The following is a 23556-nucleotide window of genomic DNA, read 5'->3' as shown; positions in this document are numbered from 1 at the left end:
TCAGACAGACAAAGAAAAGGCACGGTGGAGACCGTGCCTTTTGTCTATCAGAGTGCCCTGGGTCAATAGTTTTTATTGTTGCGCCCAGTGGTATATCACACGCCCAGGTAGTCGAGAATCCCTTCGGCGGCGTTGCGGCCTTCGAAGATTGCCGTTACCACCAGGTCGGAACCGCGGACCATGTCGCCACCGGCGAAGATCTTCGGGTTGCTGGTCTGGTGCTTGAACGCGCCCTTCTCGGGAGCGACCACGCGGCCCTGGCTGTCGGTCTGGATACCGAACTGCTCGAACCATGGCGCCGGGCTGGGACGGAAACCGAAGGCGATGACCACGGCGTCGGCCGGGATGATCTCTTCGGAGCCCGGGATCGGCTCAGGGCTGCGGCGGCCGCGGGCGTCCGGTTCGCCGAGACGGGTCTCGACCACTTTCACGCCTTCGACCTTGTCTTCGCCAACGATGGCGATCGGCTGACGGTTGTAGAGGAACTTCACGCCTTCTTCCTTGGCGTTCTTCACCTCTTTGCGCGAGCCAGGCATGTTCGCTTCGTCGCGGCGATACGCACAGGTCACGGCCTTGGCGCCCTGGCGGATGGAGGTGCGGTTGCAGTCCATCGCGGTGTCACCACCGCCCAGCACCACGACCTTCTTGCCCTTCATGTCGACGAAATCTTCCGGCGACTTTTCGAAGCCCAGGTTGCGGTTGACGTTGGCGATCAGGAAGTCCAACGCGTCATGCACGCCCGGCAGGTCTTCACCCGGGAAGCCGCCCTTCATGTAGGTGTAGGTGCCCATGCCCATGAACACCGCATCGAATTCTTCGAGCAGTTGTTCCATGGTCACGTCCTTGCCCACCTCGGTGTTCAGACGGAACTCGATACCCATGCCGGAGAAGACTTCGCGGCGATTGCTCAGCACGGTCTTTTCCAGCTTGAACTCGGGGATGCCGAAGGTCAGCAGGCCACCGATTTCCGGGTTCTTGTCGAACACCACCGGGGTCACACCGCCGCGCACCAGGATGTCGGCGCAGCCCAGGCCAGCAGGGCCGGCGCCGACAATGGCGACGCGCTTGCCGGTTGGCTTGACCTTGGACATGTCCGGACGCCAGCCCATGGCGAAGGCGGTGTCGGTGATGTACTTCTCCACCGAGCCGATGGTGACCGCGCCGAAGCCGTCATTGAGGGTGCATGCACCTTCGCAGAGACGGTCCTGCGGGCAGACGCGACCACAGACTTCCGGCAGGGTGTTGGTCTGGTGCGACAGTTCCGCGGCCGCGAGGATGTTGCCTTCGGAGACCAGCTTCAACCAGTTGGGGATGAAGTTGTGCACCGGGCACTTCCACTCGCAGTACGGGTTACCGCAACCCAGGCAACGGTGGGCCTGTTCGGCCGATTGTTGGGGTTTGAAAGGCTCGTAGATTTCCACGAACTCTTTCTTGCGCTGGCGCAGCAGCTTCTTCTTTGGATCCTTGCGCCCGACTTCGATGAACTGGAAGTCATTACTCAGACGTTCAGCCATTTTTCAAAACCTCTTTACCGCAGCTGCACGCTGCAAGACGATCACGTTAGCCGGCGGGCCCCGCGGGGCACCGCCGCTTGCAACTGCTTATTGCGGGTTGGCCCGGGTGCTGGAGAGCAGGTTCTTCAGGTTTGCCGCCTTCGGCTTGACCAGCCAGAAGCGACGAACGTAGTCGTCCAGGTTCTCCCAGAGCTCGCGGCCCCATTCGCTACCGGTTTCTTCGACGTACTCGGTCAGCACGCGGTGCAGATGGCTGCGGTAAGCCTCCATCGCCTCGCCGGTGATCCGCTGGATTTCCACCAGCTCATGGTTCAGCTTGTCGACGAAGCTGTTGTCCATGTCCAGTACGTAGGCGAAACCGCCCGTCATGCCGGAGCCGAAGTTGTAGCCGGTCTTGCCCAGGACGCAGACAAAACCACCGGTCATGTATTCGCAGCAGTGATCGCCGGTGCCTTCGACGATGGTGTGGGCACCGGAGTTGCGCACGGCGAAACGCTCGCCCGCGGTACCGGCGGCGAACAGCTTGCCGCCAGTGGCGCCGTACAGGCAGGTGTTGCCGATAATGGCGCTGTCCTGGGTGGCAAACGGGCTGCCGGCTGGCGGCACGATGGTCAGCTTGCCACCGGTCATGCCTTTGCCGACGTAGTCGTTGGCGTCACCTTCCAGGTGCATGTTCAAGCCACCGGCGTTCCACACGCCGAAGCTCTGACCAGCAGTGCCCTTGAAGCGGAAGGTGATCGGTGCCTTGGCCATGCCCTGGTTGCCGTGCAGACGGGCGATCTCACCGGAAATCCGCGCGCCGATGGAACGGTCGCAGTTGCAGATATCCAGGTCGAATTCGCCGCCGCTCAGGTCGCGGATCGCCGGAAGGGCCATCTGCACCATCTTCTCGGCCAACAGGCCCTTGTCGAACGGCGGGTTGCGGTCAACTCCGCAGAACTGCGGCTTGTCGGCCGACACGTGCGGGCTGCCCAGCAGCGGGCTGAGGTCGAGGTGTTTCTGCTTCTCGGTTTCGCCCGGCAGCATTTCCAGCAGGTCGGTACGGCCGATCAGCTCACCGAGGCTGCGCACGCCCAGGCGGGCCAGCCACTCACGGGTTTCTTCGGCGATGTAGGTGAAGAAGTTCACCACCATGTCGACGGTACCGATGTAGTGGTCCTTGCGCAGCTTGTCGTTCTGGGTCGCTACGCCGGTGGCGCAGTTGTTCAGGTGGCAGATGCGCAGGTATTTGCAGCCCAGGGCGATCATCGGCGCGGTGCCGAAGCCGAAGCTCTCGGCGCCGAGGATGGCCGCCTTGATCACGTCGAGGCCGGTTTTCAGGCCGCCATCGGTCTGTACCCGGACCTTGCCGCGCAAGTCGTTGCCGCGCAGGGTCTGGTGAGTTTCGGCCAGGCCCAGTTCCCACGGGGCGCCAGCGTACTTGATCGAGGTCAGCGGCGACGCACCGGTACCACCGTCATAACCGGAGATGGTGATGAGGTCGGCGTAAGCCTTGGCCACACCGGCGGCGATGGTGCCGACACCGGCTTCCGCCACCAGCTTGACCGATACCAGCGCCTGCGGGTTGACCTGCTTGAGGTCGAAGATCAGTTGCGACAGGTCTTCGATCGAGTAGATGTCATGGTGCGGCGGAGGCGAAATCAGGGTCACGCCCGGAACCGCGTAGCGCAGCTTGGCGATCAGGCCGTTGACCTTGCCGCCTGGCAGTTGACCACCCTCGCCCGGCTTGGCGCCTTGAGCAACCTTGATCTGCAGCACTTCGGCGTTGACCAGGTACTCGGGGGTGACACCGAAACGACCGGTGGCGACCTGTTTGATTTTCGAACTGCGGATGGTGCCGTAGCGGGCCGGATCTTCGCCGCCCTCACCGGAGTTGGAACGCGCGCCCAGGCGGTTCATTGCCTCGGCCAGCGCTTCGTGGGCTTCCGGCGACAGCGCGCCCAGGGAGATGCCGGCGGAGTCGAAGCGTTGCAGGATCGCTTGCAGCGGTTCGATTTCGCTCAGGTCCAGCGCCTGGTCGGCGGTCTTCACCTTGAGCAGGTCGCGGATCATCGACACCGGACGGTTGTCCACCAGCGCGGTGTATTCCTTGAACTTCTCGTAGTCGCCTTGTTGCACGGCGGCTTGCAGGGTGTTGACCACGTCCGGGTTGTAGGCGTGGTATTCGCCGCCGTGGACGAACTTCAGCAGACCTCCCTGCTGGATCGGCTTGCGCGGGCTCCAGGCTTCGGCGGCGAGCAGTTTCTGCTCGTTCTCGATGTCGACGAAACGCGCACCTTTCAGGCGGCTGGCAACGCCACAGAAGCTCAGGCCAACCACTTCTTCCGACAGACCAACCGCTTCGAACAGCTGTGCTCCGCGGTACGAGCCGACGGTGGAGATACCCATCTTCGACAGGATCTTCAGCAGGCCCTTGGAGATGCCTTTGCGGTAGTACTTGAAGACTTCGTCCAGATCGCCCAGCACTTCGCCGGTGCGGATCAGGTCGGCCAGCACTTCGTAGGCCAGGTACGGGTAGACCGCCGAGGCGCCGAAGCCGAGCAGCACGGCGAAATGATGCGGGTCACGGGCAGTGGCGGTTTCGACCAGGATGTTGCTGTCGCAACGCAGGCCTTTTTCGGTCAGGCGGTGGTGCACGGCGCCCACAGCGAGCGAGGCGTGAGCCGGCAGCTTGCCCGGTGCGATATGACGGTCGGTCAGCACCAGTTGGGTCTTGCCAGCGCGCACGGCTTCTTCGGCCTGGTCGGCGATGTTGCGCACCGCAGCTTCCAGACCCAGGCTTTCTTCGTAGTTGAGGTCGATGACATGACGCTCGAAGCCAGGGCGGTCGAGGTTCATCAGCGAACGCCACTTGGCCGGCGAGATGACCGGCGAGCTGAGGATCACCCGCGACGCATGCTCGGGCGATTCCTGGAAGATATTGCGCTCGGCACCGAGGCAGATCTCCAGCGACATGACGATGGCTTCACGCAGCGGGTCGATCGGCGGGTTGGTCACCTGCGCGAACTGCTGGCGGAAGTAGTCGTAGGTCGAACGCACGCGCTGCGACAGGATCGCCATCGGCGTGTCGTCGCCCATGGAACCCACGGCTTCCTGGCCCTGCTCGCCGAGCGGACGCAGCACTTGGTCACGTTCTTCGAAGGTGACCTGGAACATCTTCATGTATTGCTTGAGCTGGTCGGTGTCGTAGCTCGCCGCGCCTTGGTCGTCGCTCAGGTCGGCCTGAATGCGCAGGGCATTCTGGCGCAGCCAGCGCTTGTACGGATGGCGCGACTTGAGGCGGTTGTCGATGGCGTCGGTGTCGAGGATCTGGCCGGTTTCGGTGTCCACGGCAAAGATCTGGCCCGGGCCGACACGGCCCTTGGCGATGACATCTTCAGGCTTGTAGTCCCACACGCCGATTTCCGACGCCAGGGTGATGTAGCCGTTCTTGGTGGTGACCCAACGCGCCGGCCGCAGGCCGTTGCGGTCGAGCAGGCAGACCGCGTGACGACCTTCGGTCATCACCACGCCGGCAGGACCGTCCCACGGCTCCATGTGCATGGAGTTGTATTCGTAGAAGGCGCGCAGGTCGGCGTCCATGGTCTCGACGTTCTGCCACGCTGGCGGAATGATCATCCGCACGCCACGGAACAGGTCGATACCACCGGTGACCATCAGTTCGAGCATGTTGTCCATCGAGGACGAGTCGGAACCCACGCGGTTGACCAGCGGGCCCAGCTCTTCCAGATCCGGGATCAGTTCGTTCTCGAACTTGGTGCGACGGGCCTGGGCCCAGTTGCGGTTACCGGTGATGGTGTTGATCTCGCCGTTATGGGCGAGGAAGCGGAAGGGCTGCGCCAGCGGCCACTTCGGCAGGGTGTTGGTGGAGAAGCGCTGGTGGAACACGCAGATCGCGGTCTGCAGGCGCTCGTCACTGAGGTCCGGATAGAAGGCGGTGAGGTCCGCCGGCATCATCAGGCCTTTATAAATGATGGTCTTGTGCGAAAAGCTGCAGATGTAGTGGTCGGTGTCTTCGGCGTTGGCGACCGAAGAGCGGCGACGGGCACTGAACAGCTTGATGGCGAATTCCTGATCGCTCAGGCCTTCACCGCCGACGAACACCTGTTCGATCTGCGGCAAGCGCTCGAGGGCGAGGCGGCCGAGAACGCTGGTGTCGATCGGGACCTTGCGCCAGCCCACCAGTTGCAGGCCGGCAGCGAGGATCTCGCGGTTCATGTTTTCGCGCGCGGCTTCGGCTTTGGCGTCGTTCTGATTGAAGAACACCATGCCCACGGCGTACTGCTTGGGCAGTTCGTTGCCGAAATGCTCCTTGGCAACTGCGCGCAGGAACGCATCGGGCTTCTGCATCAGCAGACCGCAACCGTCGCCGGTCTTGCCGTCGGCGTTGATCCCACCGCGGTGGGTCATGCAGGTCAGGGCTTCAATAGCCGTTTGCAAAAGGTGGTGGCTGGGTTCGCCCGTCATATGGGCGATCAGGCCAAAACCACAGTTGTCCTTGAATTCTTCGGGATGGTACAGACCTGTTTTCATAGACACATTCTCACCAGGTTCGCCTCTCACAAAGGCAAATCTCTTTTTAATACAACCACTTACCATCCACGCCGAACGAACGCCAGCTTTGCGGGGGCAATACGGGTGCCATTGTTGCACAGCGACAGGGACGCCCACAAATTTGCTGACGAATCAGCGAAAATCCATGTCGCATTTTTGAATGTTTTTAAGCGAGTGCCGTGGTAACGGCGATGCTCGAGTCTGAAGCGTTTCAGCCTGGACTGCAACACGAGCTTGTGGCCGGCAGTCTGGGACAGAAAAGCCTGCCGCGTTCGACGCAGCAGGCTTGACTTGGGTTCAGGAGTCGCTCAGCAGGTGGCGGGGGTAGTGCCACCGAGCTATTTCAGCGGGTCGACAGGTCTTGTTGGACGCTGGCGACAGTGCGAGGCCAAGGTTTACCAGCCTGGACCTTGGCTGGCAAGGCCTTGATTGCATTGAGGGCTGCATCGCGGCTGGAGAAGTTGCCGTAGGTCACGACGTAGAGCGGCTTGCCCTGAAGGTTTTTCTTGAAGTAGCGATAGTCGCCACCCTCGGCTTTCACGTAGGCCTGGGCGGTGGCTTCGGAACTGGTGCCGAGAATCTGCACAACGTAGTTGCCCGGTGCTTGCGAGGCATACCAGCCACCACCGGCCGTGCCGGCAGGTGCCGCAGCCGGCTTGGCGGCGGGTTTTTCCGCAGGTTTGACGGCAGGAACGGCGGGCTTGGCAGTCGCCACTTCAGTCACGGGCTTGGGCGCAGGTGCAACCGGCTTGGCGGCTGCTGGAGCGACAGGCTGGTGAGCAGGCGCAACCGGCTGTGCGGAGGCGATGGTCTGAGACGGCTGGATCGGCTGCGCCGGGGTCGGCGCCGGGCCCGCTACCGCGCCCGCAGGCGGGGCGATGGTGGTCACCGTCGGCGGTTGCAGCGCGGTGTTGCCGGCAGGACCGGACTCTTCACCCTCACTCATGCCCGCCGCTTCAGCCAACGGGCCGCGCATTACCGGTTGCGACTGACCAACCAGCGGCAGTGGCATTGGCTGCGACGAACCAGCGAACTCGATCGCCGGGCCGCCATTGTTCGACTGTGCATTGCTCGGCTGCCCCTGCCCCAGCGGCAGTTGCGCCTGCTCGGCGGGTGCGCCGGTCTTTGGCTGGTCGCCTTTCTTCGGCATCAGCACGGCGGCGCCGACAGCGATCACTACTACGGCAGACAGCGCCAGCACATGTTTCTTCGGCATAGAGAACCCCACAGATGGTCGCTTCGCCGTCGAGCGGCTGGCGATCATGGCTTCGATCAAGGTATCGCGGGCGACCTGGTTGATGACCCCAGGCCAGCCGTCGGAGTTGTGGTGAATATCGACGACCTGCTCACTGGTGAACACCTCGATGCCACGCCCCGCACCTTCCAGACGTTGCTCCAGGTACTCCCGGGTCTCGTCTTCGGTGTAGGGTTGCAGCTCGATGACATGAAAACGCTCTTCCTCGATTTCCAGCGCTTCCAGGCCGGCGATCAGTGACGGCTCGCCGAACAGGAACACGTGGGGGCGACCTTCCGCGGTGCCCGCCGCCAGTTCCAGCAACGCTTGGAGTGCCGACTCGCCAAGTTGTTCCGCATCGTCGACCAGCAAATAGACTTCCTGGCCGGTCAGGCCCAGTTGCACCACCTGGGCGAGAATCAGCGGCACTTCAGCCTTGGCCACACCCAGCGACTGCGCCACCTGGGCGAGAACGCCGGCCGCATCGCTGGCGCTGCGAGCGGAAACCACCACGCTCTGCACCGACTGCTTGTTGGTGCTGGCCACCAGGGCCTGGCGCAGCAAGGTCTTGCCGGCGCCTTGCGGGCCGGTCACCACCAGCAACAACTGGCTGTAACGGGCGAGGTGGTGCAGTTGCCCCAGGACCGGCTTGCGCTGGGCAGGGAAGAATTTGAACCCGGGGACGCGAGCGGCGAAGGGGTCGTGATTCAACTGATAGTGGCCGAGAAAGGCCTCGTCGGCATGCAAACTGGTCATCGGACTCTCATCAACCTCAAAGCTGGGCCACGATTGCGCGGTAATCCGCCGCCAGCGTGGCCTGAAGAATCTCTTGCGGATAGTCGTCGGTTACCACGGCCTCGCCCATGTGACGCAGCAAAACCAGACGCAGACGGCCATCAAGCACTTTTTTGTCCACCGACATGTGTTGCATGAACTGCGCCGGCGTCATTTCCTCCGGCGGTACCACCGGCAATCCGGCGCGCTGCAGCAGGCGAATGCCACGGTCGCGTTCCTGCTGACTGATCCAGCCAAGGCGCATGGACATCTCCAGGGCCATGACAGTACCGGCTGCCACTGCTTCGCCATGCAGCCAGACACCATAGCCCATGTGCGTCTCGATGGCGTGGCCGAAGGTGTGGCCGAGGTTCAGCGTAGCGCGCACTCCGGTCTCGCGCTCATCGGCGCCGACCACGGCGGCCTTGGCTGCGCAGGAGCGGCGGATGGCTTCGGTCAGGGCGACAGCGTCGACGTTGCGCAGGGCATCGACATGCTCTTCGAGCCAGCCGAGGAAAGGTTCGTCGCAAATCAGCCCGTACTTGATCACCTCGGCCAGCCCCGCAGACAACTCGCGCGCCGGCAAGGTGCGCAGGCTGTCGGTATCGATCAACACCGCGTTGGGCTGATAGAAGGCGCCGACCATGTTCTTGCCCAGCGGGTGGTTGATGCCGGTCTTGCCGCCCACGGACGAGTCGACCTGGGACAGCAGCGTGGTCGGTACCTGGATGAAGTCCACGCCACGCTGGTAGCAGGCGGCGGCGAAGCCAGCCATGTCACCGATAACGCCGCCACCGAGGGCGACCACAGTGGTACGACGATCATGCCGTGCGGTGAGCAGGGCATCGAAAATCAGTTGCAGGGTTTCCCAGTTCTTGAAGGACTCGCCGTCCGGCAGCACCACCGGCAATACCGAGTAAGCACCAAGGGTACGGCTCAGGCGTTCGAGGTACAGCGGCGCGACGGTCTCGTTGGAAACGATGGCGACCTGCCGACCCGCGATATGCGGTGCCAGCAGTTCGGGTTGATCCAGCAGGCCCCCACCGATGTAGATCGGGTAGCTGCGTTCGCCCAGTTCGACCTTAAGTGTCTGCATGTGTCCCCACAAAGAACAAAGGCGCGGGCTCGAACATTCGGCCCGCGCGATAACGGATTGCCCTGTCACGGCATGACTGGTCGCCGAGGATAGTCATGCGCTAACGGGGCGGCAACTTCTGCAAGCGCTCAAGAATGTCCAGCACCACCATGCGTGGTGGCCGCTCGTCGGTTTCGACCACCAGGTCGGCAATCTCCCGATACAGCGGGTCGCGCATCGTCAGCAACGCTCGCAGGGTTTCCTCGGGATTCGCGGTACGCAGCAAGGGGCGATTGCGATCGCGGGCGGTACGTCCCACCTGTTGCTCCACCGAAGCATGCAGGTAGATCACCCGGCCGCCATCGTGCAAAGCCTTGCGGTTGGCATCGCGCATTACCGCGCCACCACCGGTCGCCAGGACGACGCCGTCGGCAGCGCACAGCTCGGCGATCATGGCCTGCTCGCGGTCACGGAAACCCGGCTCACCTTCTTTGTCGAAGATCCATGGGATATTGGCGCCCGTGCGCAATTCAATTTCCTTATCGGAATCCTTGAATGGCAGGCGTAGCTCTTTGGCCAGCAGGCGGCCGATGGTGCTTTTGCCAGCACCCATCGGCCCAACAAGTATCAAATTTCGCACAGAATCAATGACTCACAGCAATCGCCTGGTCATTCATGATACGCGGAGTCAGGAAGACCAGCAGCTCGGATTTTTTCTCGATGATGGCGGAGCGACGAAACAGCCGCCCAACATACGGCACATCGCCCAAAAATGGCACCTTATCCTGCACATTACTTTTGGTTGTCGAGTACACGCCACCGATGACGATGGTCTGGCCATCAGCAATCTGCACCCGCGCGTTCAGCTCGTTCTTGCGGATTGGCGGTACCGTGCCCTGAAGATTGAGGTAGTCCGGCTCGTCCTTGGTGACCTTGACCTGCATGCTCACCCGCCCGCCGGGCATGATCTGCGGCGTGACTTCCAGCGACAGCGACGCCTCGCGAAAGGTGGTCGATGTAGCGCCATTGGCCCCCGATTCCTGATAAGGCACCTCGCTGCCCTTGAGAATCCGCGCGGTTTCCTTGTCGGCGGTCATGACCTTGGGCTGGGAGATGATTTCGCCGTTTCCGGACTTCTCCATGGCGTTCAGTTCCAGATCCAGCAGCCGGCCATCGCCCACCAGGCCGAAGCCGATGCCTGACGTCGCCTTGTCCAACCCCAGATCGACGAAGGTTGGCGCCTCAGCCCCCACGGCTTTCAACCTGCCGCCCGCCAGCGAGCCGCCCCAGCGCACGCCCAACCCTCGCTCGTAGTCGACATTCACCTCGACGATACGGGCTTCGATCATGATCTGACGGACCGGAACATCCAGTTGCCCAAGCAACTGTCGCAGGATTTCCAGCCGCTCCGGACTCTGACTGGTGATCAGCATATTGGTGCGCTCATCGACGCTGATTGCACCCCAGGGCGCTTCGTCCGGGCTGTCCTGCAACAGCGGCTGGAACAACGCGGCAATATCCGTGGCCCGGGCGTGATTGACCTGCAGCAGGGCCTGCTCCCGCAACCCGGATGATGGCAGCCCCGCATTGTTCAACTCCGCCAGCGGCGCCACCATCAGCACGTTGCCCTCCAAGCGCTTGCCGAGCCCCTTGCTGCGCAGCACCGTATCGAGCGCCTGATCCCATGGCACGTCCTGCAAGCGCAGGGTCACAGAGCCTTGCACCGCGTCGCTGACCACCAGATTGACCCCGGTGAAGTCAGCCAGCACCTGCAACACCGCACGCACCTCGACATCCTGGAAATTCAGCGAAAGCGGCTTGCCGCTGTGACCTCCAGGCGCAGATACCGCGCCGACAAGGGGCGAAAACAGCACCAGCACGCATAACCCCAAGGACCTGAACATCCTGTTCATTCCGTCTCCTTTCACGCTAATCATCCCTCGGCCACCGATCCCAGGCGCAGTACGCGCGGGATCGGCCCAGCCGCTTCCGGCGCGATCAACTCGATCCGCCCCTCATCAATACTCGCTACCCGTTCCGGCCCCAGCAGATCACCCTCGCGCAGCGGATAAAGCACCTCACCGACCCGGACCAACGCCACCTGCCCTTGCTGGCCACGCAGATGCCCGACCATCGTCACCCCCGCCAAAGGCGCGGCCTCGCTCGCCAACGGCTCAGCGGCCGTGAATGGATCACGAGGCTCCGCAGACTGAAGCATCGACACCTCAGGCAAGGTATCAACCAGCGCAGCGCGGTAAGCCTGGAGGCGCAGTTGCACAACCAGCGGCCCGGAGGGACGGTCATCAGGTGCCGCCAGATGCAACTCCTGCAGCGCGACCAGCCGACCAAGCCCGGCAAGCCCCGAGAGAAACCCCTGTAACGCCGAGTAGTCCCCCGTGGCCTGCACCTGGATAGGAAGTTCGACGTGGTGCTCCCGTGTCCTGGCGTCCTCGACCGTCACCTGCTCGAACGTCAGCCCCACACCCAGGCGCGCCAGGTTTTGCAGCAGGCTCGCCAAGCCGTCGTCATCGAACAACTCGCGCCGATCACCCGCCAGTTCCGCCTCCAGTTGCCGCACCTGCTGCTGATGCGTTTCCAGGCGTGCCGCCAGTGCGGATCGGCCTTCCCAGTGGGACTGCGACTGACTGTGGCTAACTTCGGCCTGCTCAATGCGCTCAACCAGACCACGCCCATAAATGACGAAGCCCGCCAGCGGAATGATCAACAGGCAGCCGCCCATCAGCAGCGCCTTCACTGGCCAGGAGTACTTCACCAGCCTCGACCATACCGGCCCAGTGCTCAGCGACACGCTCATGACGGTTCTACAGCCGCGGCCGGGCGCAGGCTGACCGCTATCTGAAAGCGCTCGCCCTGGCTGGACGACTTCACCTCCTGGAGGTCCGGAGCACTCAAGCCAGGTGATTGCCCCAGGTTGCGCAGCAGGTGCGCGACGTCAGTGCCCGAGTGGGCCAGCCCGGACAGCCTCAGTTCATCACCGGCCAGTTGCAGCCCATCGAGCCGGACCTGTGCCGGCACGATCCGCGTCAGGTGGTTCAGCAGTTCGGCCCCGGATTGGCCTTGGCGCCGCAACGCCTGTAGTTCGTTGCGCTGCTCAACAAGGGCGTCACGCCGGACTACCAAGCCTTCGACCTCAGCCACGGGGCCATCAAGCGCGGCAGTCCGTTCATCCAGGCGGCTGTTTTCCTTCAATTGCGCGCTCAGTCGCTGATCGAGCAGTCCGAAGACGACCACCATCAGCAGTCCGCCCAGCAGCGCCGCCGCCAGCAACCCGTATTGAAAGGTGCGGATCGCCCGCTGACGCCGCCATTCCCGCCAGGGCAACAAATTGACCGCGTGCATCAGGCGTATCCTCGCAGCGCCAGCCCGCAGGCCACACCCAGCATCGGCGCTGCCTGACGCAGATCGGCGGCCCCCTGCTGTGGCTCAAGCAACGTCGCCAGTGGGTCAAACGGTTGCGTCACCACACCGAGGCGCTGCCGCAATTGCCCGGCCAGCCCATCCCAGTCAGCACGCGCACCCGCGAGCCAGAGCTGGTCCGGCATCGCACCCGGCTCACGCAGCAGGCACAAGTCGACAAACTCGACCAACCTCTCCAGTTGCGGCTCAAGCGGCACATGGCGCTCGCTGAACGACGGCGTGCCTTCCTTGGTGAATGCCTGGAACACCCAGCCATCCGCCTCCAGTTGCAGCACCGCCGCCAGTCCCGTCGGCTGGCGGTTCAACACCCGCTGCCAGGCATGGCTGTCGATGTCGACGATCCGCGCCCGCAAGCCGGCCAGGTCCATGACCGCTTCCATGCCGTCCAGCCACTCCTGGCGACAAGCCGTGAAGGCCACGCTCAGGAAGCCCGGGGCACCGGCAGATACCTGGTAATCGAGCGCGGCCTCTTCCACCGCGAAGGGAATGAATTGCTCGGCCTCGTCACGCAGCCGTTCGTCGATTTCATCGTCATCGAGCTCCGACGGCATTGCCACAGCATGCTGGATCACCACCGAGGCCGGCACCGCCAGCGCAACTTCGCGACGACTCGCGCCGCTGCGCGCAAAGGCGCGCATCAAGGCCGCGGCGACCGCCTCATGATCAATCACCCGGCCGTCCACCACGGCACCGCGCGAAAGTGGCTCGACCGCCCAGCCTCGTACGCGAAGCCCCTCCTCCCGGCGTTCCAGTTGCAGCACCCTGACAGCGCAAGAGGCGATTTCCACCCCCAGCAGTGAACCGGCATCCCAGCCTGAGCGTCCAAACATCCTGTTTCCTCATTTCCATCGAAAAAGCGAGAGCGTCCAGGATCAGGAAGACGCCACTGGCACCCTCCTGACTCCCGGTGCAAATCACGCGGGGAAGTGAAAATTGCTTATAATGCCCAGCGTTTTTCTGGCCCGCCGGGCCCTGCGCTCAACCCAAAACTCCAACTGGACATCCCAAAGCCTTGATACGCCTGCTGAAGTTCTTCTGGTGGTCTTTCGTCGCAGTCATTTGCGCAGCCGTACTCGGTCTGAGTGGCGCGTTTCTGTATCTTAGTCCCAGCCTCCCTTCGGTCGAGGCGCTGCGAAGCATCCAGTTGCAGATACCCCTGAGGGTGTACAGCAGTGACGGAAAGCTGATCGCCGAGTTTGGCGAAATGCGCCGCTCTCCAATCCGTTTCGCGGATATTCCCCCACACTTCATTCAGGCGTTGCTGTCAGCCGAGGACGACAATTTCCTCAATCACTATGGTGTTGACCCCAGCAGCCTGATGCGTGCCGCCTCTCAGTTGGTCAAGTCCGGGCACATCCAGACCGGCGGCAGCACCATCACCATGCAGGTGGCGAAGAACTTCTTCCTGTCCAGCGAGCGCAGTTTCTCGCGCAAGACCAACGAAATTCTCCTGGCCCTGCAGATCGAGCGGGAGCTGACCAAGGACGAAATCCTCGAGCTGTACGTCAACAAGATTTACCTGGGCAACCGTGCCTACGGCATCGAAGCCGCGGCGCAGGTGTATTACGGCAAGTCGATCCGCGACATCAGCCTGGCGCAGATGGCAATGATCGCCGGCCTGCCCAAGGCGCCGTCGCGCTTCAACCCGCTGGCCAACCCGGCCCGGGCCAAGGAGCGCCGCGACTGGATCCTCGGACGCATGTACAAGCTGGGCAAGATCGACGAGTCCAGCTACCAGGCCGCCCTCGCCGAGCCGCTGAACGCCAGTTATCACGTGCCGACGCCAGAAGTGAACGCACCGTACATCGCCGAAATGGCCCGCGCCGAGATGGTCGGCCGCTACGGCAGCGACGCCTACACCGAAGGTTTCCGGGTCACCACCACGGTGCCGAGCGACCTGCAGGCCATCGCCAACAACGCCGTACTCGACGGGCTCACCGACTACGACAAGCGCCACGGCTACCGCGGCCCCGAGTCGCGTCTGCCGGGCAAGACCCGCGCCGCGTGGCTGCAGGAACTGGGCAAGCAGCGCAACATGGGCGGCCTGGAGCCGGCCATCGTGATCCAGGTCGACAAGACTGGCCTGCGCGTACTGACCAAGTCCGGCGACGAGGCCACCGTTGCCTGGGACACCATGAAATGGGCGCGCCCGTTCCTCAACACCAATAGCCAGGGCCGCAGCCCGCAGCAGGCGAGCGATGTTTCGCAGGTCGGCGACCTGATCCGGGTCCGCCGGATGGACGACGGCAGTCTGGCCTTCAGCCAGGTGCCCGGCGCACAGAGCGCGCTGGTCACCCTCGACCCGAACAACGGAGCAATCCGCGCACTGGTCGGCGGCTTCTCGTTCGAGCAGAGCAACTACAACCGCGCCATGCAGGCCAAGCGCCAGCCGGGCTCCAGCTTCAAGCCATTCGTCTATAGCGCGGCACTGGATAACGGCTACACCGCCGCCAGCCTGGTGAACGACGCACCGATCGTGTTCGTCGACGAGTACCTGGACAAAGTCTGGCGTCCGAAGAACGACACCAACACCTTCCTCGGCCCTATCCGCATGCGCGAGGCGCTGTACAAGTCGCGCAACCTGGTGTCGATCCGCCTGCTGCAAAGCATGGGCGTCGACAAGACCATCGACTACATCGCCAAATTCGGCTTCAACAAGCAGGACCTGCCGCGCAACCTGTCCCTGGCACTGGGCACCGCGACCTTGACGCCGATGGAAATCGCCACCGGTTGGAGTGCTTTCGCCAACGGCGGCTTCAAGATCAGTCCGTACCTGATCGATCGTATCGACAGCCGTAATGGCGAAACCCTGTTTACCGCCAATCCGGCGCGGGTTCCGTCGGGGCAGGAAGACCAGGCCGGTATTGCCGCGCCGCAAGTGCAGGCGATCACTACCGATGCCACGGCAGCGCCTTCCACGCAGCCACAGGTGCCGCTGACCGCAGAGCGGATCATCGACGGGCGTACCAGCTACATCCTCACCAGCATGCTGGAGGACGTCATCAAGCGCGGCACCGGGCGTCGCGCCATGGCACTGGGCCGTAACGACCTGGCGGGCAAGACCGGGACCACCAACGAGTCCAAGGACGCCTGGTTCTCCGGGTACAACGCCGACTACGTCACGACGGTCTGGACCGGCTTCGACCAGCCTGAAACCCTGGGCCGTCGCGAGTATGGCGGCACAGTGTCGCTGCCGATCTGGATGAGCTTCATGGGCCCCGCGCTCAAGGGCAAGCCCGAGCACCGGCTGCCAGAGCCGGAAGGCATCCTCAGCCTGCGGGTCGATCCGGTCAGTGGCCGCGCGGCAACGCCGGGGACGCCGAATGCCTACTTCGAACTGTTCAAGGCCGAGGACACTCCGCCTTCGGTCAACGAACTGGGCAATGGCAGCGCACCGGGCAGCCCGCTGCCAGCGGATGAAGCGGCGCCGATGGATCTGTTCTGATCCCTGCATCCTGAAACCGGCCGCTCACGATTCTGCGGGAGCGGCCCTTCGCGGCTAACGGTTGGTCCCACAGGTTCCGCGCCAAACCACCCTGTTTGCCCAACAAAAAAGCCCCGACTCTCACGAGCCGGGGCTTTCTTTTGTTACGTCAGCGGATCAACCGTTGAACACTTCATCCACGCTGGTCAGCGGGTAGTGTTTCGGGTACGGCAGGGTCGCTACGCCAGTCTCGATGGCGGCTTTGGCCACAGCATCGGAAACGACGGTCAGCAGACGCGAGTCCATCGGCTTCGGAATGATGTACTCACGGCCGAATTCCAGACCCGCAACACCGTACGCGTCGCAGACTTCTTTCGGAACTGGCAGCTTGGCCAGGTCTTTCAGGGCGTTGGCGGCGGCGATCTTCATTTCTTCGTTGATGCGCTTGGCGCGAACGTCCAGGGCACCGCGGAAGATGAACGGGAAGCCCAGAACGTTGTTGACCTGGTTCGGGTAGTCGGAACGACCGGTAGCCATGATCACGTCGTTACGAGTGGCGTGGGCCAGCTCTGGCGAGATTTCCGGATCCGGGTTGGAGCAGGCGAAGACGATCGGGTTTGGCGCCATCGACTTCAGGCCTTCAGCGCTCAGCAGGTTCGGACCGGACAGACCGACGAACACGTCGGCGCCGTCCAGAGCGTCGGCCAGGCTGCGCTTGTCGGTAGCGTGGGCGAATACTGCCTTGTACTGATTCAGGTCGTCGCGGCCAGCGTGGATCACGCCAGTACGGTCAACCATGAAGATGTTCTCGATGTTCGCGCCCATGCTCACCAGCAGTTTCATGCAGGAGATGGCCGCAGCACCGGCGCCCAGGCAGACGATCTTGGCGTCGGCCAGGGTTTTGCCAGCGATTTCCAGGGCGTTGATCATGCCGGCGGCGGTCACGATGGCGGTGCCGTGCTGGTCATCGTGGAAAACCGGGATGTCGCACTGTTCGATCAGGGCGCGCTCGATCTCGAAGCACTCAGGTGCCTTGATGTCTTCGAGGTTGATGCCACCGAAGGTGATGGAGATGCGCTTGACGGTGTCGATGAAGGCTTGCGGGCTTTCGGAGTCGACTTCGATGTCGAACACGTCGATACCGGCGAAACGCTTGAACAGAACACCCTTGCCTTCCATCACTGGCTTGGAAGCCAGTGGGCCGAGGTTACCCAGGCCAAGAATGGCGGTACCGTCGGAGATCACTGCTACCAGATTGCCCTTGCCGGTGTACTTGTAGGCCAGCTCGGGATCGCGACCGATTTCACGCACCGGCTCCGCGACGCCCGGGCTGTAGGCCAGCGCCAGGTCACGAGCGGTTGCGGTTGGTTTGGTAAGCTCTACGCTCAGTTTCCCCGGACGAGGCTGAGCATGATATTCAAGAGCGGCAGTTTTCAGGTCTGACATGGTGGGCATTCCGCTTGTTTACTGTTCTGACGGACCGCCGAGGATACGCAAAGAGCCAAGGGCCGACAAGACTGCCCGGTCACTTGTGTCAAGGCCTTTAAGCTACGACTTTCCGCCAAGAGCCGCGTAGTACGCGGCTTTCGATGTGTACAATCGAGCAAAAAAATGTCCACAATTTTTTATCTTCTGGCCCTTTCCAGCATGCTCGGGTCGGTCAATTGCAGCCACCAACGCTGCTGACCCGGTTTCAGCGCCCCTTTGCGGGAACGATCCAGCACCGCTTCGAAATGGTCGCCAGAGAGAACGCCAAAGCCGGCAACTGCCAAATCGCGCCCACAAAAAAAGCGCCCACAAGGGGCGCCTTTTTTTGCAACCAAGCCAGACCTATAGGGCCAGCCAAGCGCATTCTTACTTCTTGCCGAACGTACCGAAACGATCTGCGAAGCGCTGTACGCGGCCGCCGGTATCCAGAGTCTTCTGCTTACCGGTGTAGAACGGGTGGCACTCGTTGCACACGTCGATCGGCAGTGGTTTGCCGAAGGTCGAACGGGTTTCGAACTTGTTGCCGCAGCTGCAGGTGACCGCAACCGCTTCGTAAACTGGATGAATATCTGCTTTCATGGCCATTTCCTCGACTGCGTGCCGCCACCCAACACCATTGTTGAATACCGCACGTAATTAGGCGGCGAATAATACCAGAGCGAAGCCTCAGCGCAAGTTGTCGCTTGCACCGACTGTCGTCTGCTAGGCTCGCGGGCATCTGGAATTACCCTTACAGAGAAGCCTCCGCGTGTCCGACGTCATTCTTCGCCTTGCCCTGCCCTCGCCACTACGGCGGCTGTTCGACTACAGGGCCACGGCGAGCATGGCGCGCCAGACGCTCACACCGGGCATGCGCGTGCGGGTGCCGTTTGGCCGCCGGGAGATGATCGGCGTCCTGGTGGAGGTCGCGGAACACAGCGAAGTGCCCGCAGACAAGCTCAAGCCGGCGATCGCCCTGCTCGACCCGGTCTCGCCACTGCCGCCGGCGCTGTTCAAACTCTGCCTGTGGACCGCCCAGTATTATCAGCACAGCCTCGGCGATACCCTGAGCTGGGCGCTGCCGGTGCTGTTGCGCCAGGGCGAACCCGCCGAAGCGCGCCAGGAACGCTTCTGGCAAGTCGCACTCAACGCTCGCCAGGATGATCCGCGCATCGCCCGCGCGCCGCGCCAGCGTGAAGCCCTCGCCACCCTCGCCCAGCACCCTCACGGCGTTGCCCATGGCCTGCTGGGCAAGTTGGGGCTGAGCAAGGACAGCCTCGACCTGTTGCTGGCCAAGGAGATGGTGGAGGTCGAAGTGCGCCGCCATGCCCCGCAAGCCCGCCACGAACATTGGCTGGCGCAGCCAGAACTGCCGCTCAACGATGAACAGCGCGCCGCCTTCCACGCCGTGCGCGCCGGTTTCGACACCTTCCACGCCTTCCTGCTGGCCGGGGTGACCGGCAGCGGCAAGACCGAGGTGTACCTGCAACTGATCCGCGAAACCCTCGAAGCCGGCAAGCAGGCGCTGATCCTGATTCCCGAGATCAACCTCGGGCCGCAGACCCTGGCCCGCTTCGAGCAGCGCTTCAACGCGCGCATCGCCCTGCTGCACTCGGCGGTCAACGACCGCGAGCGCCTGGACGCCTGGCTTGCCGCGCGCGACGGCGAGGCCGATATCATCATCGGCACGCGCTCGGCGCTGTTCACGCCGATGAAGAACCCCGGGCTGATCATCATCGACGAGGAGCACGACGGCTCCTACAAACAGCAGGAAGGCCTGCGCTACCACGCCCGCGACCTGGCGCTGGTGCGCGCGCGGCAAGAAAACATCCCGATCCTGCTGGGTTCGGCGACGCCCTCGCTGGAAAGCCTGCACAACGCCCACTCCGGCCGCTACGGCCTGCTGCGCCTGAACCACCGCGCCGGCGGTGCGCAAGCCCCGCGTTTCCTGCGTCTGGATGTGAAAAGCCGACCACTGGACAGCGGCATCAGCGGCCCGATGCAGCAGGCCATCGCCCAGACCCTCGCCGCCGGCCAACAAGTCCTGGTGTTCCTCAATCGCCGCGGCTTTGCCCCGACCCTGCTCTGCCACGACTGCGGCTGGCTGTCCGAATGCCCGCGCTGCGATGCGCGCATGACCGTGCACCAGCGCTCCGGCGAACTGCGCTGCCACCATTGCGGGCATGAAGAACGCATTCCGCGCCAGTGCCCGCAGTGCAACCACGTCGATCTGCGGCCGGTGGGCGCCGGCACCGAGCGCGCCGAGGAGCGCCTGAGCATTCTGTTCCCCGATTTCCCGGTTCTACGGGTGGACCGCGACAGCACCTCGCGCAAGGACGCGATGAACCAGTTGTTCAACACCATCCAGCGCGGCCAGCCGTGCATTCTGGTCGGCACGCAGATGCTGGCCAAAGGGCACCACTTCCCGCGGGTCACCCTGGTGGCGATCCTCGATGCCGACGGCGGGCTGTTCTCCGGCGACTTCCGCGCCGCCGAGCGCATGGCCCAGTTGATCGTGCAGGTTGCCGGGCGCGCCGGGCGGGCCGAGGAGCCGGGCAAAGTGATCATCCAGACCCACCTCGCCGACCATCCTTTATTGGTGCAACTGACCGAACAGGGCTATTTCGCCTTTGCCGAGCAGGCCCTGAGCGAGCGCCGCGCCGCCGGCCTGCCGCCGTTCGCGCACCTCGCCCTGCTGCGCGCGGAGGCGCACAAGCCGGGCCAGGCCGAAGGTTTTCTCGACGAAGCCTGCTCCGCAGCCGAACGATTGCTGGCCGAGCAAGGTCTGCATGGGATCGAATTGCTGGGGCCGGTCCCCGCGCCGATGGAACGCCGCGCCGGTCGCTACCGCGCGCAACTGCTGCTGCAGGCCAATGCGCGGGCGCCGTTGCATCGACTGATCAGTGCCTGGTTGCTAGTGTTGGAACAGTTACCCGGCGGGCGCCAGGTGCGCTGGTCGCTGGATGTGGACCCGGTAGATCTGTACTAGCGCCGGCCCAAAGGTTGGCAACCTTGCACCAGCAACGGATAATGCCCAGTTTTTCCACCTGCGCATCGAAGCGCCGCCGCGCTTGCGGTCGAAAGAGAATCCCATGAAAGACACCATTCGCCAGCTCATCCAGCAAGCCCTGACCCAACTCACCCTCGACGGTGTGCTGCCTGAAGGGCTGACGCCGGCGATCCAGGTGGAGAACGCCCGGGACAAGACCCACGGCGATTTCGCCAGCAACATCGCCATGATGCTGGCCAAGCCGGCCGGCATGAAGCCCCGCGACCTGGCCGAGAAGCTCATCGCCGCGCTGCCTGCCGATCCGCAGATCAGCAAGGTCGAGATCGCCGGCCCCGGCTTCCTCAATTTCTTCCAGAACACCCAGGCCCTGGCTTCGCGCCTGGACGCCGCCCTGGCCGATGCCAAGCTGGGCGTGCACAAGGCCGGCCCGCAGCAGAAAGTGGTCATCGACCTGTCCGCGCCCAACCTGGCCAAGGAAATGCACGTAGGCCACCTGCGCTCGACCATCATCGGTGACGCCGTGGCCCGGGTTCTGGAGTTCCTCGGCGACGAGGTGATCCGGCAGAACCACGTCGGCGACTGGGGCACCCAGTTCGGCATGCTGCTGGCCTACCTGGAAGAGAACCCGATCACCAGCGACGAGCTGTCGGACCTGGAAAACTTCTACCGCGCCGCCAAGAAGCGTTTCGACGAATCCGAAGCCTTCGCCGACCGTGCCCGTGGCCTGGTGGTCAAGCTGCAGGCCGGCGACGCCGACTGCCTGACGCTATGGACCCGCTTCAAGGACATCTCGCTGTCGCACTGCCAGAAGACCTACGAACTGCTCAACGTCAAACTGACCCCGGCCGACGTGATGGGCGAAAGCGCCTATAACGACGACCTCGCCAACGTGGTCAGCGACCTCAAGGCCAAGGGCCTGCTGGTCGAAAGCAATGGCGCGCAGTGCGTGTTCCTCGAAGAATTCAAGACCGCCGACGGCGACCCGCTGCCCGTGATCGTGCAGAAGGCCGACGGCGGCTATCTCTACGCCACCACCGACCTCGCGGCCGTGCGCTACCGCAGCAATGTCCTACACGCGGACCGCGCGCTGTACTTCGTCGACCAGCGCCAGGCGCTGCACTTCCAGCAAGTGTTCGAAGTGGCCCGCCGCGCCGGCTTCATCAGCCACCCGATGCAGACCGAGCACATGGGCTTCGGCACCATGAACGGCGCGGACGGTCGTCCGTTCAAGACCCGCGACGGCGGCACCGTGAAGCTGATCGACCTGCTGACCGAAGCCAAGGAACGCGCCTACACCCTGGTGAAGGAAAAGAACCCGGAGCTGCCGGAAGACGACCTGCGCGCCATCGCCAAGGTGGTCGGTATCGGCGCCGTGAAATATGCCGACCTGTCCAAGCACCGCACCAGTGACTACAGCTTCAACTTCGACCTGATGCTGAACTTCGAAGGCAACACCGCACCTTACCTGCTGTACGCCTACACCCGCGTGGCCGGCGTATTCCGCAAGCTCGGCAAGGACTTCAGCGAAGTTGAAGGTCAGATCGTTCTGCAGGCCCAGCAGGAACAGGACCTGGCCGCACGTCTGGCGCAGTTCGCCGAGATCCTCAACAACGTCGCCGAGAAAGGCACCCCGCACGTGCTGTGCAGCTACCTGTACGACGTGGCCGGCCTGTTCTCCAGCTTCTACGAGAACTGCCCGATCCTCGGCGCCGAAACCCCGGAACAACAACAGAGCCGCTTGCGCCTGGCGGCCCTGACCGGTCGCACCCTGAAACAGGGCCTGGAGCTGCTGGGCCTGGAAACCCTGGAGCGTATGTAAGTTGGCAGCCAAGAAGAAACCCGCCCCGAAGCGCGGCGCCAGCCGCTACCAGGCACCAGCGAAAAAGCCGATTCCGGGCTGGTTGTGGATGGCGATCGGCCTGACGGTCGGTGCCTTCATCGTGTTCCTGATGAAGCTCGAACCGGGTCGGGATGAGGTCAAGCGGGAGAAACCCGAGCAGCAGAAGGCCGAGAAGGTCGCCGAGGCGAACAAGACACCGCCAAGTCCACAGCAGCCGGTGAAGCCGAAGTACGACTTCTATACCCTGCTGCCGGAGTCGGAAGTGATCGTGCCGCCGGAAGCCGTGCCTGAGAAAACCCCGCCCGTCCCGGCGCAGCCGCCGGTCACGCCCGCGGAAGCGGCGAAGATCGACACCGCCCGGGCCCAGGCCGCGCTCAACGGCGAGGTTCCGCCTCCGGCGCCGCCGGTGATCAAGCCGGCCGCCACCACGCAGTTCTATCTGCAGGCGGGCTCGTTCCGCAAACAGGCGGATGCCGACAAAGTGCGCGCGCAGATCATCCTGCTCGGCCAGTCGGTGCAGGTGGAGTCCGGCACGGTCAAGGAAGAGACCTGGTACCGGGTGCTGGTCGGCCCGTTCAGCAACCGCGAACAACTGACCGTGGCCCAGAAGCAACTGGCCGGCAGCGGCTTCAACAACCTGCTGTTGCAGCAGCGCCAGACCCGCCAGTAATCCCCCGCGCCAAATGAAAAGGCCCTGATGAGAATCAGGGCCTTTTTTTCAGTAGCGCTGTTGCGCGTTCTTCATCGAAACCTGCGTATTCAGTGTCCAGAAGTCATACAGCACACCGAACAGGAACAACCCGCCAGTGAACAGGTAGATCACGCCCGTGATCCATTTGCCCTGATACATGCGGTGTACGCCGAACACCCCGAGAAAGGTCAGCAGCAGCCACGCCACGGTGTAGTCCAACGGACCGGCGTGAAAGCGCAGGTCGGCTTCGCGGTCCATGGCCGGGATCAAGAACAGGTCGATCAGCCAGCCGATACCCAGCAGCCCGATGGTGCAAAACCAGATCGTCCCGGTGACCGGCTTGCCGTAGTAAAAACGGTGCGCGCCCAGAAAACCGAATATCCACAACAGGTAACCAATGACCTTGCTGTGGGTGTCAGGACGCCCTTCCTGTTGATAACCGTTCATTCATAGCCTCGCGCGGTTAGAGAAAAATTTTCTAAGTAAATATGTGACTTTTTCCGATCGAGCCGACGTATGACACTTTTGAGACGAC

General features: G+C 63.2%; 16 protein-coding genes and 1 pseudogene. 4 read left to right on the top strand and 13 right to left on the bottom strand.

Annotation, left to right across the window (positions count from 1 at the left end):
* Window positions 1–95: 95 nt before the first annotated feature.
* From NTD88_RS23415 to pilM, 9 genes are all read right to left on the bottom strand, one after another.
* Window positions 96–1514 (bottom strand): FAD-dependent oxidoreductase, encoded by a 1419-nt coding sequence (locus tag NTD88_RS23415; protein ID WP_110970348.1) that lies wholly within the window; start codon window positions 1512–1514, stop codon window positions 96–98.
* Between the two features lie 87 nt (window positions 1515–1601).
* The gene (gene gltB / locus NTD88_RS23410) at window positions 1602–6047 is read right to left on the bottom strand and encodes a glutamate synthase large subunit (protein ID WP_175652712.1); all 4446 of its coding nucleotides are present in this window, start codon (window positions 6045–6047) and stop codon (window positions 1602–1604) included.
* A gap of 364 nt (window positions 6048–6411) precedes the next feature.
* A complete protein-coding gene (locus NTD88_RS23405) occupies window positions 6412–8058 on the bottom strand; it encodes an SPOR domain-containing protein (RefSeq protein WP_095156319.1) in 1647 nt (548 codons plus the stop codon).
* Window positions 8059–8074: 16 nt separating this feature from the next.
* Window positions 8075–9172, bottom strand: coding sequence for a 3-dehydroquinate synthase (aroB, locus tag NTD88_RS23400; RefSeq protein ID WP_095156320.1), 1098 nt, complete (start codon window positions 9170–9172; stop codon window positions 8075–8077).
* Between the two features lie 100 nt (window positions 9173–9272).
* Window positions 9273–9791, bottom strand: a complete 519-nt coding sequence (aroK, locus tag NTD88_RS23395) for a shikimate kinase AroK (RefSeq protein WP_095156321.1) — start codon at window positions 9789–9791, stop codon at window positions 9273–9275.
* A 4-nt stretch (window positions 9792–9795) separates the two neighbouring features.
* Window positions 9796–11064 carry a type IV pilus secretin PilQ gene (locus NTD88_RS23390; RefSeq protein WP_410017308.1) on the bottom strand — a complete coding sequence of 423 codons (1269 nt, stop codon included), beginning with the start codon at window positions 11062–11064 and terminating at the stop codon, window positions 9796–9798.
* A gap of 20 nt (window positions 11065–11084) precedes the next feature.
* Window positions 11085–11966, bottom strand: coding sequence for a type 4a pilus biogenesis protein PilO (pilO, locus tag NTD88_RS23385; RefSeq protein WP_262156345.1), 882 nt, complete (start codon window positions 11964–11966; stop codon window positions 11085–11087).
* Entirely contained in the window at window positions 11963–12511 is a 549-nt protein-coding gene (locus NTD88_RS23380; protein ID WP_262156346.1) for a PilN domain-containing protein, read from the bottom strand. The genes pilO and NTD88_RS23380 overlap by 4 nt, the downstream gene beginning before the upstream one ends.
* Window positions 12511–13419, bottom strand: a complete 909-nt coding sequence (gene pilM / locus NTD88_RS23375) for a type IV pilus biogenesis protein PilM (protein WP_262156347.1) — start codon at window positions 13417–13419, stop codon at window positions 12511–12513. Before pilM ends, NTD88_RS23380 begins: the two co-directional genes overlap by 1 nt.
* Window positions 13420–13604: 185 nt before the next feature.
* Here pilM and NTD88_RS23370 point away from each other — a divergent pair, with 185 nt between their 5' ends.
* Complete coding sequence (locus NTD88_RS23370) at window positions 13605–16034, top strand: penicillin-binding protein 1A (RefSeq protein ID WP_371864293.1); 2430 nt, start codon at window positions 13605–13607, stop codon at window positions 16032–16034.
* A 156-nt stretch (window positions 16035–16190) separates the two neighbouring features.
* Here the strand turns inward: NTD88_RS23370 and NTD88_RS23365 are convergent, their stop codons facing one another.
* From NTD88_RS23365 to rpmE, 3 genes and pseudogenes are all read right to left on the bottom strand, one after another.
* Complete coding sequence (locus tag NTD88_RS23365) at window positions 16191–17459, bottom strand: malic enzyme-like NAD(P)-binding protein (protein ID WP_095156327.1); 1269 nt, start codon at window positions 17457–17459, stop codon at window positions 16191–16193.
* 179 nt (window positions 17460–17638) lie between these two features.
* A pseudogene (locus tag NTD88_RS29340) lies at window positions 17639–17791 on the bottom strand (thermonuclease family protein); the annotation flags it as partial.
* A 76-nt stretch (window positions 17792–17867) separates the two neighbouring features.
* A complete protein-coding gene (rpmE, locus tag NTD88_RS23355; protein WP_095156328.1) occupies window positions 17868–18080 on the bottom strand; it encodes a 50S ribosomal protein L31 in 213 nt (70 codons plus the stop codon).
* 169 nt (window positions 18081–18249) lie between these two features.
* On the opposite strand from rpmE, the gene NTD88_RS23350 reads away from it, so the two are divergent.
* The 3 genes from NTD88_RS23350 (at window position 18250) to NTD88_RS23340 (ending at window position 23000) form a co-directional block, all read left to right on the top strand.
* The gene (locus NTD88_RS23350; RefSeq protein WP_262156348.1) at window positions 18250–20469 is read left to right on the top strand and encodes a primosomal protein N'; all 2220 of its coding nucleotides are present in this window, start codon (window positions 18250–18252) and stop codon (window positions 20467–20469) included.
* 103 nt (window positions 20470–20572) lie between these two features.
* On the top strand, window positions 20573–22309 hold the full coding sequence (argS, locus tag NTD88_RS23345) for an arginine--tRNA ligase (protein WP_095156330.1): 1737 nt from the start codon (window positions 20573–20575) through the stop codon (window positions 22307–22309).
* A gap of 1 nt (window position 22310) precedes the next feature.
* Window positions 22311–23000 carry an SPOR domain-containing protein gene (locus tag NTD88_RS23340; protein WP_095156331.1) on the top strand — a complete coding sequence of 230 codons (690 nt, stop codon included), beginning with the start codon at window positions 22311–22313 and terminating at the stop codon, window positions 22998–23000.
* Between the two features lie 48 nt (window positions 23001–23048).
* Here NTD88_RS23340 and NTD88_RS23335 read toward each other — a convergent pair whose 3' ends face one another.
* The gene (locus NTD88_RS23335) at window positions 23049–23468 is read right to left on the bottom strand and encodes an NINE protein (RefSeq protein ID WP_262128862.1); all 420 of its coding nucleotides are present in this window, start codon (window positions 23466–23468) and stop codon (window positions 23049–23051) included.
* Between the last annotated feature and the right edge of the window lie 88 nt (window positions 23469–23556).

This window comes from Pseudomonas sp. 20P_3.2_Bac5 (genome assembly GCF_025466035.1).
Taxonomy (GTDB): domain Bacteria; phylum Pseudomonadota; class Gammaproteobacteria; order Pseudomonadales; family Pseudomonadaceae; genus Aquipseudomonas.
The sequence above is the reverse complement of the archived record's forward strand: the minus strand, read 5'-3'. Positions and strand labels throughout refer to the sequence as shown.